General features: G+C 38.7%; 18 protein-coding genes. 3 read left to right on the forward strand and 15 right to left on the reverse strand.

All coding sequences use genetic code 11. From position 1 onward, the window contains the following. Positions 1-378 precede the first annotated feature (378 nt). The 13 genes from LVD47_RS20230 to LVD47_RS20290 all read right to left on the reverse strand — a co-directional run bounded on the left by LVD47_RS20230 (position 379) and on the right by LVD47_RS20290 (position 11680). Positions 379-945 carry a HEAT-like fold family protein gene (locus LVD47_RS20230; RefSeq protein WP_236980113.1) on the reverse strand — a complete coding sequence of 189 codons (567 nt, stop codon included), beginning with the start codon at positions 943-945 and terminating at the stop codon, positions 379-381. Further along, positions 932-2080, reverse strand: coding sequence for a PQQ-dependent sugar dehydrogenase (locus LVD47_RS20235; protein ID WP_236980115.1), 1149 nt, complete (start codon positions 2078-2080; stop codon positions 932-934). The genes LVD47_RS20230 and LVD47_RS20235 overlap by 14 nt, the downstream gene beginning before the upstream one ends. Continuing rightward, complete coding sequence (locus LVD47_RS20240) at positions 2073-2747, reverse strand: NUDIX hydrolase (protein WP_236980117.1); 675 nt, start codon at positions 2745-2747, stop codon at positions 2073-2075. The genes LVD47_RS20235 and LVD47_RS20240 overlap by 8 nt, the downstream gene beginning before the upstream one ends. Then, the gene (locus tag LVD47_RS20245) at positions 2734-3513 is read right to left on the reverse strand and encodes a uroporphyrinogen-III synthase (protein WP_236980119.1); all 780 of its coding nucleotides are present in this window, start codon (positions 3511-3513) and stop codon (positions 2734-2736) included. The genes LVD47_RS20240 and LVD47_RS20245 overlap by 14 nt, the downstream gene beginning before the upstream one ends. A gap of 24 nt (positions 3514-3537) precedes the next feature. Next, positions 3538-4602, reverse strand: coding sequence for a DUF4271 domain-containing protein (locus tag LVD47_RS20250; protein ID WP_236980121.1), 1065 nt, complete (start codon positions 4600-4602; stop codon positions 3538-3540). Positions 4603-4605: 3 nt separating this feature from the next. Next, positions 4606-5577 carry a porphobilinogen synthase gene (gene hemB, locus LVD47_RS20255; protein ID WP_255785378.1) on the reverse strand — a complete coding sequence of 324 codons (972 nt, stop codon included), beginning with the start codon at positions 5575-5577 and terminating at the stop codon, positions 4606-4608. 55 nt (positions 5578-5632) lie between these two features. Further along, a complete protein-coding gene (yidD, locus tag LVD47_RS20260) occupies positions 5633-5869 on the reverse strand; it encodes a membrane protein insertion efficiency factor YidD (protein ID WP_236980126.1) in 237 nt (78 codons plus the stop codon). Further along, positions 5866-6351: a DUF6702 family protein gene (locus tag LVD47_RS20265; protein ID WP_236980128.1), complete on the reverse strand. Its 486-nt coding sequence runs from the start codon at positions 6349-6351 to the stop codon at positions 5866-5868. Before LVD47_RS20265 ends, yidD begins: the two co-directional genes overlap by 4 nt. A gap of 76 nt (positions 6352-6427) precedes the next feature. Continuing rightward, a complete protein-coding gene (gene ahcY / locus LVD47_RS20270) occupies positions 6428-7738 on the reverse strand; it encodes an adenosylhomocysteinase (protein ID WP_236980130.1) in 1311 nt (436 codons plus the stop codon). Positions 7739-7790: 52 nt separating this feature from the next. After that, complete coding sequence (locus LVD47_RS20275) at positions 7791-8891, reverse strand: glycosyltransferase family 4 protein (protein WP_236980132.1); 1101 nt, start codon at positions 8889-8891, stop codon at positions 7791-7793. After that, entirely contained in the window at positions 8875-9933 is a 1059-nt protein-coding gene (locus LVD47_RS20280; protein WP_236980134.1) for an SDR family NAD(P)-dependent oxidoreductase, read from the reverse strand. The genes LVD47_RS20275 and LVD47_RS20280 overlap by 17 nt, the downstream gene beginning before the upstream one ends. Positions 9934-9941: 8 nt before the next feature. Beyond that, positions 9942-10256 carry a c-type cytochrome gene (locus LVD47_RS20285; protein ID WP_236980136.1) on the reverse strand — a complete coding sequence of 105 codons (315 nt, stop codon included), beginning with the start codon at positions 10254-10256 and terminating at the stop codon, positions 9942-9944. A gap of 20 nt (positions 10257-10276) precedes the next feature. Beyond that, positions 10277-11680 carry a phosphohexomutase domain-containing protein gene (locus LVD47_RS20290; RefSeq protein WP_236980138.1) on the reverse strand — a complete coding sequence of 468 codons (1404 nt, stop codon included), beginning with the start codon at positions 11678-11680 and terminating at the stop codon, positions 10277-10279. 745 nt (positions 11681-12425) lie between these two features. Between LVD47_RS20290 and LVD47_RS20295 the strand changes: the two genes are divergently transcribed. Beyond that, positions 12426-13076 (forward strand): protein-L-isoaspartate(D-aspartate) O-methyltransferase, encoded by a 651-nt coding sequence (locus LVD47_RS20295; RefSeq protein WP_236980140.1) that lies wholly within the window; start codon positions 12426-12428, stop codon positions 13074-13076. Positions 13077-13176: 100 nt separating this feature from the next. Here the strand turns inward: LVD47_RS20295 and LVD47_RS20300 are convergent, their stop codons facing one another. Both LVD47_RS20300 and LVD47_RS20305 read right to left on the reverse strand, forming a co-directional pair. Then, the gene (locus tag LVD47_RS20300; protein ID WP_236980143.1) at positions 13177-13725 is read right to left on the reverse strand and encodes a hypothetical protein; all 549 of its coding nucleotides are present in this window, start codon (positions 13723-13725) and stop codon (positions 13177-13179) included. 380 nt (positions 13726-14105) lie between these two features. After that, positions 14106-14546, reverse strand: coding sequence for a nucleoside deaminase (locus tag LVD47_RS20305; RefSeq protein ID WP_236980145.1), 441 nt, complete (start codon positions 14544-14546; stop codon positions 14106-14108). Positions 14547-14611: 65 nt separating this feature from the next. On the opposite strand from LVD47_RS20305, the gene guaB reads away from it, so the two are divergent. Together guaB and LVD47_RS20315 are read left to right on the forward strand one after the other, a co-directional pair. Continuing rightward, positions 14612-16093 carry an IMP dehydrogenase gene (guaB, locus tag LVD47_RS20310; protein WP_236980147.1) on the forward strand — a complete coding sequence of 494 codons (1482 nt, stop codon included), beginning with the start codon at positions 14612-14614 and terminating at the stop codon, positions 16091-16093. Then, positions 16093-16701, forward strand: a complete 609-nt coding sequence (locus LVD47_RS20315; protein ID WP_236980149.1) for a DNA-3-methyladenine glycosylase — start codon at positions 16093-16095, stop codon at positions 16699-16701. The genes guaB and LVD47_RS20315 overlap by 1 nt, the downstream gene beginning before the upstream one ends. Positions 16702-17286 lie beyond the last annotated feature (585 nt).

The raw sequence follows: 17286 nt of genomic DNA on the forward strand, positions 1-17286 counted from the left end.
CACCAGGTGTGTATATCGTCCAGGTGGTGTACGAAGACGATCATGGACGGAAAAAGTCAAAGGTGGGGTCGGTAGTGTTATTGCGGTAAATATGTGGCAAATTATTAGTTACTAGTAAGTGAAAAGTTACGAGTCAGAAGTTAGAAGTCGGGAGTTATAAGCCTCTAGGTGAAACTTGATAATACAATTTGTGGGGTTTACTTTGTGCAGACCAAGGGGAACGCCTGGAGTGCTGGATGGCTGACTCCTTATTTACCATGGGAGATTATGCCAAATACAATCAAGAAATTAAACAAATATGTTTTTTTATGTGAAATGTAATTTCTATCGATACAGATGTGATATGTAGAGATATTGTATACCTATGCGATATAGAGGTTATTCTCTTATAGATTTTAAGATATGCCTTGCCCGGGCTTTATACCCTGCGGAATGTTGGTTGAAACCCGCATGGAGGATTGGTGTTAATTCCTTGTGGATCCATACATTTTCAGTGCCGAGGTAATACAGGCATTGCATGCTATGAGCTTTTACAGCTACTTTGTGATTCCCTATTAACCAATCAAAGGCCGTTTCTGTAAGCTTGTCAAGATGTTTTGAGGTAATGTTCTGAATAAAAACCGGGTTGTTCTTATGATAATATTCGGTGCAGAGAAGTTCACATATTTTGGAAAGGGAACGAATTGAGGAATCATTTTTGACTAAATGCAAGTGATTGAAAAAATAATCCAGATGGGGAATCAACCATTCAAGTTTCTTTTTACAAACGAATTCAAGGGACCAAAATGCTTTCCGCGATGTATCTGAATTTGTATCTGCAAAGCAATTTTTCAACAGGGAGGAAAATAATTCAGGAGAATTTAATATCCAATCAGCAATTTCTTGCCTGTTTTCCCGCGAAGAGTCCACATATTGCAGTCTTTCGTATAAATTATTTTCTATCATAACGTATACGGTAAATAGCATCGTGATAATCGTCTGAGACCAACAGGGATCCATCTGGTAGAATTTCCAGGTCTACCGGTCTTCCCAGGGTGGTTTCTCCTTCCAGCCAACCCTCGGCAAATGTAGTATAGTTAGTTGCCCTGGAATCCTCTATGTTTACCAGCGTAATTCGATATCCTATTTTGTTGCTCCGGTTCCAACTTCCGTGTTCGGCAATGAGTAGCTGATTTTGGTATTCATCCGGAAATTGATCACCGGTATAAAATTCCAGTCCTAATGGGGCTACATGTGGTCCTAGTTTAATGGCAGGAGGTGTAAATTCTGAACATTTGTGTTTTTTACCGAAGTCAGGATCCGGTAAATCCCCCTGATGGCAGTACGGGTAACCAAAATCCATATCATCTTCATTGGCGTGATTGAGTTCACAAGCAGGTCTGTTGTCCCCGAGATTATCGCCGCCGTTATCGGTAAACCATAATTCACCGGTTGTAGGATGCCAGGTCATTCCCACGGTATTTCGAATACCTTTGTGCACAATTTCAAATCCGGATCCATCTTTATCCATTCGAGTGATAGTAGCAAAAATCTCTTTTTCCGGTTCGCAAATATTACAAGGGGCTCCGACAGGAACATATAGCTTCCCATCCGGCCCGAAATCGATATATTTCCATCCGTGATGGGTCTCTTCTGGAAAATCATCAAATATTACCTCAAAATTGAAATTATCTTCTTTACCATTGAGAATTTGATCCAGAATATCGGGAAACTTCAATATTCTGCTGACCTCAGCTACATAGAGGTCCCCATTGTCCAATGCGACACCATTGGGCATATTCATTTCCCTGGCTATTTCGATTTTCTTATCACCAGAAAAATCTCTATTGACATCTATAATAGCGTATACAGATCCTTCATTTCTGGTTCCTACAAAGAGTATACCTTTATCTGAATAGGCCATTGACCGTGCATTTTCAATTTCAGATGCGTAGTATTCAATGGAAAACCCTTTCGGAAGCTTTATTTTATCCAACAGGGATTGGTCGGGGCTTTGGGTAATGCTGGTGCCGCAGAAAAAATAGGAAAAAGGAATGACTGCTATTGCAAATATATTTCTGAAAAATTGTTTTTTATTCATCGGAATGATTTTGAATAATATACAATAATTCTGTGAATATCATTGCAGTAGCTCCCCATAATTGATGTTGTCCAAGTTGGTAATGCGGGACCTGGAGTAAATGATTATTTCGGACATACATATCGCTTTTGTAGATTTTATAATATGTATCCAATCCTGTTAATGGGGCTTCAATAATCGAATCTACTTCTATCGTGTCTAATTTGTATTGGCCGATATCCCGCTGCAAACAAATAAAAGGGTGGATCATAAAATTACTTACAAAAACATAGAATGGGGAGAGTCTTTTGGGATTATAGTCACCGGGGATTTGGATGCCGATTTCTTCTTCCAACTCTCGGAAAGCGCACTCGCGAAGGGTTTCTCCAATTTCTTTTTTACCACCGGGGAAGGCTATTTGTCCACTGTGTTTGGTGTCTTGAGGAGAAACAGATCTTTTTATAAAAGTCAGATAAGGAATATTTCTTTTTTCGTGTATTAATAATACAACGCCGGCTTCTTGAATGTTTTCAGGATGATAATCAGCTGTAGAACCAAAAAATTGCCTTTTGTTTCTATTGCTAAATTCAGAAAATACTGAAGAAGTGGTATGGCCCGGAAGTTGTTCATCCGGGATGGTATGTATTAGATTTTTTAATTCATCAAACGTGAAATTAGTCCTCCCCATTTACTTCCTTGATATAATTTTCAAGGGCCATAGACATGGAAGGTGCTTCCTTTGAAGGAGCATGAATATTGATGGTCAAACCTTTGTCCAATACTGCCTTGCTCGTACTTTTTCCAAAAACAGCTATCCTGGTCTTATTTTGTTTGAAATCCGGGAAATTTTCGTATAGTGATTGTATACCCAACGGACTGAAGAAAATTAATACATCGTATGTGATTGAAGCCAGGTCCGACAAGTCACTACTTACGGTCCTGTACATCATGGCTTCCTGATAATCAATTTTCATGGAACTCAGGAAATTCTGGACAGGTTTACTGCCCAAATTAGAGGTAGGCAACAAGAATTTTTCAGACTTGTGCTTTTTAAAATAGGGTTCTAAATCATTAATAAGTCTTTTCCCAACAAAAACTTTCCGTTTTCGGTACACGATAAATTTTTGGAGATAATTGGCTATGGCCTCTGAAAGACAGAAATATTTAGTACTTGAGGGCATTTTAATCCTCATTTCTTCGCATAATCCAAAGAAATGGTCTATAGAGTTCCTGCTTGTGAAAATGATAGCAGTAAACTCATCTGGCTTTATTTTTGTTTTTCTAAATTCTTTCTCCGGAACCGGCTCTACATGGATAAAGGGTCTCCAATCTATTTTTATTCCGTACTTTTCTTCCAGTTTGTAGTACGGAGAATGCTCCGGTTTTGGTTGAGAAACTAAAATGGATTTGACTTCCAGTTGACTTTTTGCTTGCAATGGTGTCTTTGTCGCCATGCTAAAATTCTGTTTTTTAGCTTTTTAAAATGGTGTCAAAAATACAAATACCAAAAAAATTGGTATGATTTCGACGGCACAAAAATACAGAAAAATTTGAAAAAGATGTTTGGAAAGATAAAATCTTCCATGAATTAAAGCTTTTACTTGTCTGTATCCCAAAAATAATAATAGTATAAAACCTACTCCTATACTGGCTTTTGATAGAAATGAAGAGGGGAAAAACGATAACATTAAAATTATTGGAATTAATACAACTCCTATTAAACCGGAGTATAAAACAGTCCAATATTGATAAAATTTGACCTCAAATGGCTTTTCGATAAGGGAAGCTAAGAATTTTAATACCAGATGCTTGATGGAAAATAGTCCACAAACAGCTAGTAATATTATTAGGAATTTTCCAAACGAAGGACTAAAACTATAGGCTACTCCGGTCTTGTATATAATGAATCCCAATCCAAGTAAATACAAGAGATTTAGATACCAGAAAGGAAAGGATTTTCGCAGATAAAAATCCCTGTATAAAAACCGAAGGTAATTTTCGTGGACAGAAGCTTTCCGAATATGACCGAATATTTCCCGGTCATACATGAATAAACCGGTAACCAGGAATAATATTATTAAGTCAAATATATAAACCCAGTACTCACTTGAAGAAACTGTATTTAATTCCCGAGGGGTAAACGAAATTATAGGTTCCTTATTTTTTTTATTTTCAGGGATACGTTCTTCAAGTTGGGGCTCTGGCCCGGGTGCTTGAATCGTTTGGTCCTCTAGTACTACATTTTCTTCATTTTTGTCGGGAATAGAATCTTTTCTTTGACTTTCATCTCTTGTTTGTATATCAAGGGGGTTGGTTTTATCACTGTTCTTTTCTGGTTCCGGAGCAGTACTTATTTTTGGTTGAGTAGCTTTTGGGAGCGGGGATTTAATTAATTCTTTTTTTTGAGGAATTGTTTCCAGCTGGATACTATCTTTCGTCCTGGATTTTATATCAAATGGATTTTGAGCTTCTAACGCACCAAGGACGATTAAGAAAGAAGTTATAAAAAAACAAGTTCTAAATAAAATTGAAATTTTCGACACTATCTAATGGTTTAGTGATTTCGCATAACCTTTGGCCAAGTATGTGATAATTACATCGCAGCCTGCCCGCTTTAGTGACAACAAGGTTTCCGGAATGGCTTTTTCTCCGTCGATATAGCCTTTTTCAATGGCCGCCATTAGCATTGCACATTCCCCTGATACATGGTAGCCAGCTATAGGAAGTGGATAATTACTCTTTAACAAATGAATAATATCTAGATAGTGGACTGCAGGTTTTACCATGAGGAAGTCTGCTCCTTCCATGGTGTCCAAATCTGCTTCTATCATTGCATCTCTTTGATTGGACGGATCCATTTGATATGATTTTTTATCGCCAAATTTGGGTGCAGAATTAAGAGCATCCCTAAATGGGCCATAAAAAGCACTGGCATATTTAGCTGTGTAAGACATTATTCCCGTAGTGGTGTAACCATTCCGGTCAAGTATTTCCCTAATGTATTGCACGCGTCCATCCATCATATCCGAGGGGCCAATGAGGTCAAATCCTGCTTCCGCTTGTGCTAATGACATTTTGCCCAGAATTTCCAGTGACTCGTCGTTTAGAATCTTTCCGTCTTCCACAATTCCGTCGTGTCCATCCGAACTGTAGGGGTCCATCGCAACATCGCTGATTAGACAAATAGAAGGAAAAACTGATTTTAATTCGGAAGCAATCTGCAAATAAAAGTTTTCTGGACTATAACTATAGCTTGCATGACTGTCTTTTAATGATTCTTCTACAGCCGGAAATATCATAAATGACTTCAATCCCAAATCTATACACTCACCTATTTCTTCAATAATCCGGTCTTGAGAAAACCTGAAATTACCAGGTAGAGATTTTATTTCTTCTTTTTTATTTTCACCATCCATAACAAACATGGGGTAGATTAAATCGTCAGTTGTAACGAAATTTTCCCTTACCATAGATCGCAGTACTTTACTGGCTCGATTTCTCCGTGGTCTTCTTAGCATATCCATATTACAAAGGTACGGAATAATAAAAATAGTTAAATGATAAGATTGATTTTTAACCCTTGTTCTTATGGTTCTTTTTAGGCACAGGATCATGTCCGTGAGGGCCCCAGGGATGACATTTGCTAATTCTCTTTATCCCGAGATAAATGCCCTTGAATGGCCCCCATTCTTCAATGGCCTGGATCATATAGTGAGAACAAGTCGGTGTAAACCTGCAATTTTGTCCCAAAAGCGGTGAAATTACTATTTGATAAATTCTAATGGGAAGAATTAAAATTTTTTTTATCATGATTTAATGTTGATCTCTTCCTTAATATTATTTTTATCAAACAACAGTACTCTCGATATTGATTTGTCCGGAGTAAAGAAATTTAATATATTTTTTTGATCACTGTAAGTGTTTAGAAGTATATTATTGTATATTAGTATTTTATGTGGTTTTTCTTGAAGTTTTGATTCAATATATATCCAGGCTCCAGCGTAATCATCAGAACGTTCCTTGCCCAAAACAGTCAGCTGGATTTTCTGACCATCAGCCTCCATTACAAGGTGTTTTTTAATGTATGCACTAATAAGAGAATCTGCATTGGCAACTTCTTTATTTGTACAAAAAAATAGTTGATTAGATTTCTTTCCGGAAATACCATATTCCAGGTCATCGATGAAGATATGGGATGTAATCTGGAGGATATTGTTCTGAGGTGTGTATTGAATTGAAGTTTTACTTATATGGATAGGGTGGGGCCCCGTCGGTGGAAAAATTATGTTCAATAATAATATGAATAGTTGGAAGTACATGGAAATAAAAAACGGCGTCCCGAAAAGAACGCCGTTAAATTATAATTTATTAATATCTATAGTATTCGGGTTTATATGGACCCTCTTTGGCAACACCGATATATCGGGACTGCTCATCAGTCAATGTCTCGAGTTGTACACCAATTTTTGCTAGGTGCAACCGGGCTACTTCTTCGTCTAATTGTTTAGGCAGGGTATATACCTTATTTTCGTATTGATTATTGTTATTCCACAATTCAATTTGTGCCAATGTTTGATTGGTAAAAGAATTGGACATTACGAAAGAAGGATGTCCCGTAGCGCATCCCAAATTCACTAATCTTCCTTCTGCCAATACGATGACGTCATTACCTTCAATATTGTATTTGTCAACTTGTGGTTTTATTTCCACTTTTGTATCACCGTAATTTTTATTTAACCAGGCCATATCTATTTCGTTATCAAAGTGGCCAATATTACATACAATGGCTTTATCTTTCAACAGCCTGAAATGTTTTTCGGAAATTACATCTTTATTCCCGGTTGCTGTAACCACTATGTCAGCTTCTTTAGCTGCTTCTTCCATAGATTTTACTTCAAATCCTTCCATGGCTGCCTGAAGTGCACAAATGGGGTCTATTTCAGTAACAATCACTCTGCATCCTGCGCCCCGCAAAGAAGCAGTTGATCCTTTTCCTACATCACCATACCCGGCTACTACGGCTACTTTCCCGGCAAGCATTAGGTCGGTTGCTCTTCGAATTGCATCAACACAGGATTCCCGACATCCGTATTTGTTGTCAAATTTGGATTTGGTTACCGAGTCGTTAACGTTTATTGCCGGGATGGGTAACTTTCCATTTCTTTCCAGTTCATAGAGCCTTAAAACACCCGTGGTAGTTTCCTCACTAACACCCTGTATACCTCCGATTAATTCAGGGTATTTTTCAAAAATCATGGCCGTAAGGTCTCCGCCGTCATCAAGGATCATGTTAAGGGGTTTGCCCTCTTCAAAAGCAAATAATGTCTGTTCAATACACCAGTTGTATTCTTCTTCAGTCTCACCTTTCCAGGCATAAACAGGAACTCCTGCTTCGGCAATAGCTGCAGCAGCGTGATCCTGCGTTGAAAAAATATTGCAAGAAGACCATGATACTTCGGCGCCTAGTTCTACTAGCGTTTCGATAAGAACAGCAGTCTGGATCGTCATGTGAAGGCATCCGGCAATTCTGGCTCCCTTGAGGGGCTTATCCTTGCCATACCGTTCTCTCAAAGTAATAAGCCCGGGCATTTCTGCTTCGGCCAACTCAATTTCCCTTCGTCCCCAACCAGCTAAGCTGATATCCTTTACTTTGTAATTTAATTTAGTATCTACAGACATAAAATGATAAATTTGAAATGATTATAAAATTCAAAAATTTGATACAAATATATTAAAAATTGGGGAGATTCTTATAGATATTATGCACCTTCTCGGTAAGAACTTTAGAATTAAATCGTTCCAGGTGTAGTGACAAGCCTTTTCTGTCGTGCCGGAAGTTGTTGAGGCTTTCATCCAGGCCATGAGCTATAGATTGGGTATCAAATGGGTCAATGTACGTACAGTGGGCCCCTCCTGCCTCGGGCATAGAACTAATTTCCGAAGTTACTACTTTTGCTCCACAGGCCAATGCTTCGAGAACGGGTAAACCAAATCCTTCTATAGTAGAAGGGTAAATAACGGTCGAGGCCATTTTATAAAGACCCGGCAACAGATTGAATGATACGGGATTCCTTAATTGTACTTTCGGAGTTAAATTGTTATCAACTATGTAATTCTGAACTTTTTTTCTGAATTTATTTCCGCCACCAAATATGAGAAGAGGAATGTCTGTATTCATTTGTTCCCATCCGTGTATTAGACGCATGGTGTTTTTGCGCTTCATGACTGAACCAACATACAGGACAAAATCATCGGGTAGTTGGAGGGATTTTTTTAATTCGGTTTGGTATTCCTGCCGTAACGGGCTACTGTCAAATATTGGGTCATGGGGTTGATATACTACCTCAATCTTTGATTCCGGTACAGAATAATGATTGATTAACGCTTCCTTTGTAGCCTGACTTATCGCTATTATCAGATCTGTTTCCCGGATACACTTTACGGTTTTTGTCCGAAACACCTGGCGATCGAAAAATGAAAAATCTTGTGGTACCGATTCAAAAATAACGTCGTGTATAGTGACGACGCTGGCAATTTGTAACTTGTCGATTCCAAAAGGCAATTCATTGGAGAGACCGTGAAATATATCAATATTTTTGGTATCAATATCTTTCTTGATACCAAAACTCCTCCAAAGTGGATTTTTACTATTCGGAGTGACTACTTCAAAATTCGCAGATAATTCGGGAAAATTCTTTTTCGTTCCTGGCGAAAACAAGATGTATTCATCCTCCGGGAAATATTTTTTTAGATTCCAAAGTAGGGTCCTCGAATAATTTCCCAATCCTGTCCTGTTGTGGAAGGCGCGTTTGGCATCAAACCCTATTCGCATTTTCGCTTTTTTGTGACGTCTGTAAAAATAGAGGGGGAAAATTTTCTTTTTCTGCTTCTAAAAGTAATGAACAGGTTTCTTTAATCGTATTTTTAATGGGGATAAATTGTATGCCAATGTCGTTTTGGATCTTTTTGTTGTTGTAATTAAAATCCTCATAAGCATTGCGTATGCTATCTTCTGTTATAATCGGCCGAATGCCCGTAATAAGGGATTTATATTTTTCGAATGTAGCTATCGATTGTGCCAACCATTTAGGGGCATGATTCGAAGGTGGTTTTTTACCGAGGTGGTGGGCTATGAAAGTGAAAATTTCCCGAAAAGTGTAATTTGATTCATTGATAATATACCGTTCAGCTGAAATTTCTGATTCCATCAATTCTACAGTACAAGCGGCTACATCACGTACATCGACAAATCCGGTACTGCCAGGTGTATAATATTTCAAGCCTTTATGTACTTCCATAAACATTTTACAGGAAGTTTGCTGCCATGCACCTGCTCCGAGGATTATAGACGGATTGAGTATCACTGTTTTCAACCCCTCAGCCGCACCCCGCCATACTTCCATTTCACCCTGAAATTTTGATAAGGCATAGTGAGAAGTATGTTTATTTTGGACCCATTCGGTATCCTCATCAATAAGCCTTCCGTTTTTTCGTTTTGCAATCGCTGCTATCGAAGAGATGTGTACTAATTTATCCACGCCATGTTGGATACAAGCATTAACTATATTAGCTGTGCCATCAACATTTATAGAGAACAAATCATCCCGGTCCATTTTGGCAAAAGACACTAACCCTGCTGTGTGAACTACCTTATCCATTTCGGAAATAATATCATACATCCCCTGTACGTCCAAAATGTCACCTTCAATCCATTGTATTGCGTTTTGTAATTCTTCAGGTAATAGCGACTTTTTTTCAGCAGATCTGTATAGAGCGAAGATATTTTTATATCCGGTATCAAGTAATTCCTTTAGGATATATACGCCCAAAAATCCTGTTCCACCTGTTACCAATATCTTTTTGTCCGTTCTCATTGCATGGTTTATTTCTGCAAAGTTATAGTATATTTTGCAACAGAATCTATTTGAGCCGGAGATAATACTTCTTTGAATCCTGTCATGGTAATTCTTCCTTCATTGATTATCTGCTTGCGTGCATCCATCGAAATTCTGGATGCGCTTAAGTCCAGGGCACCATTGGTAGATAAAGTTCCATCCGCTCCATGGCAATTGACACAATACTTTTTATAAATTTCTCTACCCGAACTCAGCTTGTTCTCTTTGGAACCACAGGAGAATAAATATAAAATAAGTGGTAGCGAAATATAAAATAATATCTTTTTTTTCAAATTATTCATTCAAATTAACAGGTTCAATACTACAGCGCATTCAAAGTTTTGTGAACCGCATCTAAAACCTTTCGTACTTTTTCAGGGGATTCTGACTGGGCGTAAACTCTGAGAACGGGTTCTGTGCCTGATGGACGGATCATGGTCCAATCACCATTGTCAAAGGTGAATTTGTACCCGTCTAAAGTTTCAACTTTTTCCACAGAATATTCACCAAACTTTTCGGGTGTATTATCTTTTAAGTGGTTGAGGATGTTGGTTTTTTGACTTTCACTGATATGGAGGTCGTCGCGATCACAAGTGAATGCCCCTACTTTTTTATAGAGATTGTCAACTAATTGAGTAAGTGATTGGCCGGATTTAGCCATAAATTCAAAAATTACCAACCCAATCCAAATGCCGTCCCGTTCAGGAATATGCCCTGATATCGCAATCCCTCCTGATTCTTCTCCCGCTACCACTATCTCTACTTCCTGCATTCGTTGTGCGATATATTTGAATCCTATTTTGGTTATTTCGACTTCCAAACCATAGGATTCTGCTAATTTCTTCATTTTATCAGTTACAGAGAAGGTGATTATTACCCGGTCTTTTACGTTTTTATATTCGACCATATACTGGAGGAGTAATAATAATAGGTGATGGGAATCAACAAATTTTCCTTTTTCGTCATACATACCAATTCGGTCGGCATCCCCGTCATTTGCTAGTCCTACATCGAATTTCCCGGGGTTGGATGTAATCAATGAAGAAAGTTCCCCCAAATTACGATCAATAGGTTCAGGGGCCTGTCCAAGGAAAGAAGGGTTAAATTCACAGTGGAGTAACTCTGCTTTAGGGAATAATTTTCGGATGATATTTTGACCTGCACCATACATGGCATCATAGGCTATTTTCAAACCGGAATTACGGATAAGGTCAAGGTCAAAAGAATTTTTTATTTTTTCCAAGTAAAGATCTTCGAGACTTCTGTATTCTAACAACCCCTTGGATTCCATTTCCTCGAGCGATAAAACTTCTATACCGGCCTTGTCCGGGATCCTGTTTTCCACGGCTTCAATTTCTGAAGGAATGCTAGGTCCTCCGTAGCTTGATTTTAGTTTGTAACCGTTATAGGAGGGAGGATTGTGAGAGGCAGTGATTACAATTCCGAGATCTAATGCAAACTCTTTAACTGCCAAAGAAACCATTGGCGTGGAAGAAAATCCCTGCGAACTTAATATAACATGGATTCCATACGCGCCCAAAACACCTGCTGTAATGTTGGTAAAGCGTTCACCGCCAAACCGACAATCATATCCGATTACAGCTTTTGTTAATCCCTGGTCTTTCATGTATTGGGCAGTACCTTCAGCCACCCTTCGGAGATTTTCTTCCGTATAGTCTTTCGCAATTATAGCTCTCCATCCATCAGTTCCAAACTTGATCTTCATCGATTATTCTAGTTTTACGGTGATTAAAATATATAAATTATTAATATCAGTAATTTATTTTATCCTTTATAGGAAAAAAAGAAATTAAACCCACGTTAAACTTGACATCACCGCCACAAATTGATCCCTACGGCAAAAGATTTCGGGAAAAATAATGGTGATGAATAGTGATAAATGATTGATAAACAATCTTTTATTCAAGGTTTAATCACCTGACGATAAATGCCAGGATACTCCAGACCACTGCAAAAAATTTCTAGCCCATATGAGGGAAATACTCTCAAATTTATTTATTAACCTATATTGATTGATATCTATATTTTGCAATTCGCCTGACCTTTGGGCGAAAAATTCGGTAAATTTTTTGGGTTAACATAATCCTTTTGTAAATAAATTATTAATTCTATCGACTCAACTTGAAACTGGATATTCGTCTTACAAAAACAAATTGTACGCTTTTTGAAATGAAAATTGAATCTTTTAATCAGGTTCGTTATGTATCCTTTACGCATTCATCAGCGCATGGTAGAATATTCCTTTTAAGGATATGTTGTCTTAGCGCTTGTTCTGAAGGGGATTATAATTAAAATGAACCAAGAAGTTTAAATCAGAATGTCATATTGAAATTTAATTTAATATCTTCGTAGAAGGTGGAAGTGGATAGTAATTGAGCCTGTTGGTCATAAATGATGAAAATATAGGTTGTACTAATCACTTATGGTCAGATATTTTAGATATAGATGAGATGAAAGATTCATACAGACATAAAGGTTTGCGAAAAAGACTGGTAAGGGAAGTGAAAGCCAAAGGTATTTCGGATACAAGAATACTTGAAGTTATAGGGAAAATTCCCAGGCATTTTTTCCTGGATAGTGGTTTTGATGATTGGGCATATAAAGATGTAGCCTTTCCCATCGGGGAAGATCAGACCATTTCCCAGCCGTATACGGTAGCTTATCAAACGCAGCTTCTCAAGGTTCACCAAAAAGATCGCATTATGGAAATAGGTACAGGAAGTGGGTACCAGGCTGCGGTTTTATACGAACTTGGAGCTAGGGTATACTCCATTGAACGGCAGGAAACCCTCTATGTTCGTACAAAAGGGTTGCTCGAAAAGCTGGGGTATGGTGGGATCAGGACATTTTTAGGGGACGGGTTTCAGGGGCTGGAAAGATATGCTCCATTCGATAAAATACTCCTTACTGCTGCTCCGAAATCTATGCCAGAAACTTTGATAAGTCAATTGGAATCCGGGGGAATAATTGTATTCCCGATGGGTAAAAAAGATGATGCACAGCAAATGATCCGTATCACTAATACAAAACCAAAACTGACTATTGAAAAATTTGATTATTTCAGGTTTGTACCTATGGTAAAGGGGGTTCGTAAACGCTAGAAATGAGGGTAAATGCATTCATTGCCTAACATTGGTACGCTACAGAAGAAAGATGCAGTAGAATTTAACTTTTAATAGCGTCGAAAGCCGTCTTTACTTCTTAGCGGTGCCCCTGGTTTATTGTCCTGCCTTCCACTTCTTTGACACGCCGTTGCACTGTATTTCGGGTTTTGATATCGACAAGCAAAGTAGCATAAGCAGAGGATGCCGGTGTGAAATATTCTTTTCCATTATAAGACACCGTGCCATAATCTTCTTCCCACTTCTTAGCTAAAAGCCTGTATATCCCTTTTCGATTTTTTATCGGACCGAAAATTAAATAATTGTCGTTATTGGATTCAAATGAAATCGCAAGATGATTTTTTTGAGGGCTGAAAATATATTGTCCGGGAGTGCCTTCTTTGAAAATTATTTCCTCTACTTTTTTGCCCCTCTTAACCGTAATCCTTCCATGGTCTATGGCGGATTCACCACCCGATAAAGTGCGTGTTAATACGATAGGTTCGGATAAATAAAACTGAATATTTTCCAGGGCATAGTCGTCATATGCATATTCTTCAATTAAATTTTCCGAAAATGGCCGAAGGGATGTGCCGCAGCTACTAAGGATAAAAACGGCTATAACTGTAATTAATGTATATTTCATCATAGTAATAAAATGGCTGATTATAATTCTTAAATTAATAAATCTCGAAGAGTTCTTTTTGAAATTAAATGTATTTTAACCATGCTAAAGGATATTATAATTTTTTTAAAATGTTAAATATTGCATGCTCACAAAATGGAAGTTTGTGGGTGTAGAATTGTTTAAATGTAGTTCCAGGAGTTATATACCCCAGCCCAAAATGCAAACCATTTGTGGTCATTGGATTTAGAATAACTGTTGCTTCTCGTATCAGCTGTTTGGGTGATAGGATAAAAAAAAGTAAAGGCCATGGCCATAGAGAGAATCCGAATAAAAAATATGGATGGATTTTCCCTTATCATTTTTGTTGACCAGGGGGTGAAAACTCAAGACTTATGGTTTCCTTAGCGTCTTTTTTTTAGAAAAAAACGCTTGATTAGTTGTTCGCATTCCGTTGACATTACGCCAGAAAGGATTTCAACTTTATCAAGTAAAACAGATGGTTGGTAATTTGTAAATCCTTTTTTGGGGTCAGGAGCACCAAATACGACCCGGGATAATCGACTCCAATGGATTGCACCCGCACACATAAAGCAGGGTTCAAGGGTAACATATAAAGTGCAATCTTCCAGGTATTTTCCACCCACAGCATTGATGGCAGATGTTATGGAAATCATTTCTGCGTGGGCAGTTGGGTCGGTCAACATTTCTACCTGATTGAAAGAACGTGCAATGATTTTGTCGTTGTATGTAATCACACTTCCAATTGGAATTTCATCTCTTTCCAGTGCTTGTTTGGCAAGGTTTAAGGCCTGTTGCATAAAAATTGGATCGGTATCTTTCATGTCGCCAATTTAAATTTTTTTAATTCACAATTATACATTTTATAGAATAAACTCTATTTTTGCGCATGGAAATTAAGCAATCATCAGATCAAAAAGTTATTACACAGGGATTAACCTTTGACGATGTACTTGTCGTCCCCTTGTATTCGGAAGTTTTACCCCGAGAAGTAGATATCTCAGCTCAGTTGACACGTGAAATCAGAATTAATGCACCTATTATCAGTGCGGCGATGGATACGGTGACAGAGAAAAGGCTGGCTATTTCCATAGCGCGTCAGGGAGGATTGGGGGTAATCCATAAGAACATGACTATTGAAGAACAAGCTGACCAGGTACGGTCTGTGAAGCGCAGTGAAAGTGGGATGATTTTGGATCCCGTTACGTTATCTCCTAAAGCTACGATAGGTGAGGCGCAGCGTATTATGAAAAACTTTAAGATCGGGGGGATTCCTATTAAAGAAGATGATGGAACTTTGGTCGGAATATTGACGAACCGGGACCTGAGGTTTGAAACGGATGTCAATAAATCTGTTACCGAATTAATGACCAAAGATAACCTGGTAACTGTACCTGCGGGAACTGACCTGGAAAAGGCACAGGGTGTACTCCAGGCTAATAAAATAGAAAAGTTACCTGTGGTCGATGACCATTACAGGGTCATAGGATTAATTACTTACAAGGATTTGCTGAAAGTAAAGGATTATCCGGATGCGTGTAAGGATAGTTACGGAAGGTTGAGAGTAGGTGCTGCGGTCGGAGTGACTCACGACACTTTCGACAGGGTAGAAGCCCTGGTCAATGTCGATGTCGATATGATATGTGTAGATACAGCGCACGGGCATTCAAGAGGCGTACTGAATACAATATCAGAAATCAAAAAGAAGTATCCGGATTTACAGATTGTAGGTGGAAATGTAGCCACAGGGGAAGGAGCTAAGGCATTGGTAGATGCAGGTGTAGATGGTATAAAAGTAGGGGTAGGTCCGGGTAGTATCTGCACTACCAGGGTCGTTGCCGGTGTGGGTGTTCCACAATTGAGTGCTATCTATTCGGCTAAAAATGCGATTAAAGATACCGGCATTCCGGTTATTGGGGACGGAGGAATTCGTTTTACCGGAGATATAGTGAAAGCACTGGTGGCCGGAGCGGATACCGTGATGGCAGGGTCCCTTTTTGCGGGTGTCGATGAAGCACCTGGTGAAACGATTATTTTTGAAGGTAGAAAATTCAAGACATACAGAGGAATGGGATCGTTGGGTGCCATGGAATTGGGGTCTAAAGATCGTTATTTTCAGGATGTTGAAGACGATATAAAAAAGCTTGTACCCGAGGGCATTGAAGGTAGGACACCTTATAAAGGGTACTTATCTGAGGTGATGGTACAGTATATTGGGGGATTGCGTGCCGGGATGGGGTATTGTGGCGCAGCTACAATTAAAGATTTACAAAAGGCCAAATTCATATCAATTACTTCCAGTGGAATTACGGAAAGTCATCCTCATAACATCGTTATTACCAAAGAATCACCCAATTATCAAAGACGTTAATGGGTTTGGAGGTGCCTCAAAAGTACTTTCAGTCCTCCGATGCGGTGGGATTAGCAAAAAGTTTGTTGGGTATGCATTTGTGTACTTCATTTGAAGGCGTATTGACTGCAGGAGTGATCGTGGAGACTGAAGCATATAAAGCACCCGAAGACAAGGCTTGCCATGCCTATGGCAATAAACGGACCGCGCGAACAGAGATAATGTTTGACAGGGGCGGGGTGGCTTACGTTTATTTGTGTTATGGAATTCATCATTTATTTAATATCGTTACGGGACAAAAGGATGAAGCCCAGGCAGTTTTGATCAGAGCGATTGAGCCGGTACAGGGAATAGAAATTATGCAAAAGCGAAGAAGATTTACCTCAGGAAATAAATACAATTTGACCAATGGTCCGGGAAAATTGACCCAGGCTTTGGGTATTACCACCCAGTACACCGGACAGGAATTGACAAATTTTGGCCAGGGAACTTGCTGGCTGGAATATGGCGAGCGTATTCCTGATGAAAATATCGTTGCCTCGAAACGAATTGGAGTGGATTATGCGAAAGAGTGGGCTGAAATGCCTTGGAGGTTTACAATTAAGGGCAATAAATGGGTGAGTTGTTAGTTGGGTAGTTTGTTAGTCGGGTAGTCAGGTAGTTAGTTAGTTTGGGAGTTTGGTAGTTAGTTAGTTGGGTAGATAGGTAGTTTAGTAGTTAGGTAGTTGTGTAGTTTAGTAGTTGGATAGTTTAGTAGTTTAGTAGTTAGGTAGTTTAGTAGTTTAGTAGTTGGGTAGTTTAGTAGTTGTGTAGTTAGGTAGTTGGGTAGTTAGGTAGTTTAGTAGTTGGGTAGTATCGAGCAAGTAAAAGGAGGCCTGTACTTTAAAAGTATACTGAGACCCTTCCGGGGTCAGGGATAGAGCTAAATATTGATTCTGACATATTCACACCCTCTCCGGGGTCTTTGGAAGTAGGCACGTTGAGAGGGAGTAGGTAGTTGGCAAAAAGGCCAATAGGCAAATGAGAGTGATCGCAAGATTTGACTGTTTTCAAAGAACTCTTGAATCTGCTGTCCGCATTAACCAGTAACGAAGAAGTTTCAGTTTTTTAAACTGATTAGGTAGAGAAAAATCTTTTTCCATTACCACTTTAAAGGTAGGATAGGAGGTGATAAATTAGGTGGTAGTGAGAGCTGTAGATCTCTAAATAGCATT

Source organism: Membranihabitans maritimus (assembly GCF_021729145.1).
Lineage (GTDB): Bacteria > Bacteroidota > Bacteroidia > Chitinophagales > Saprospiraceae > Membranihabitans > Membranihabitans maritimus.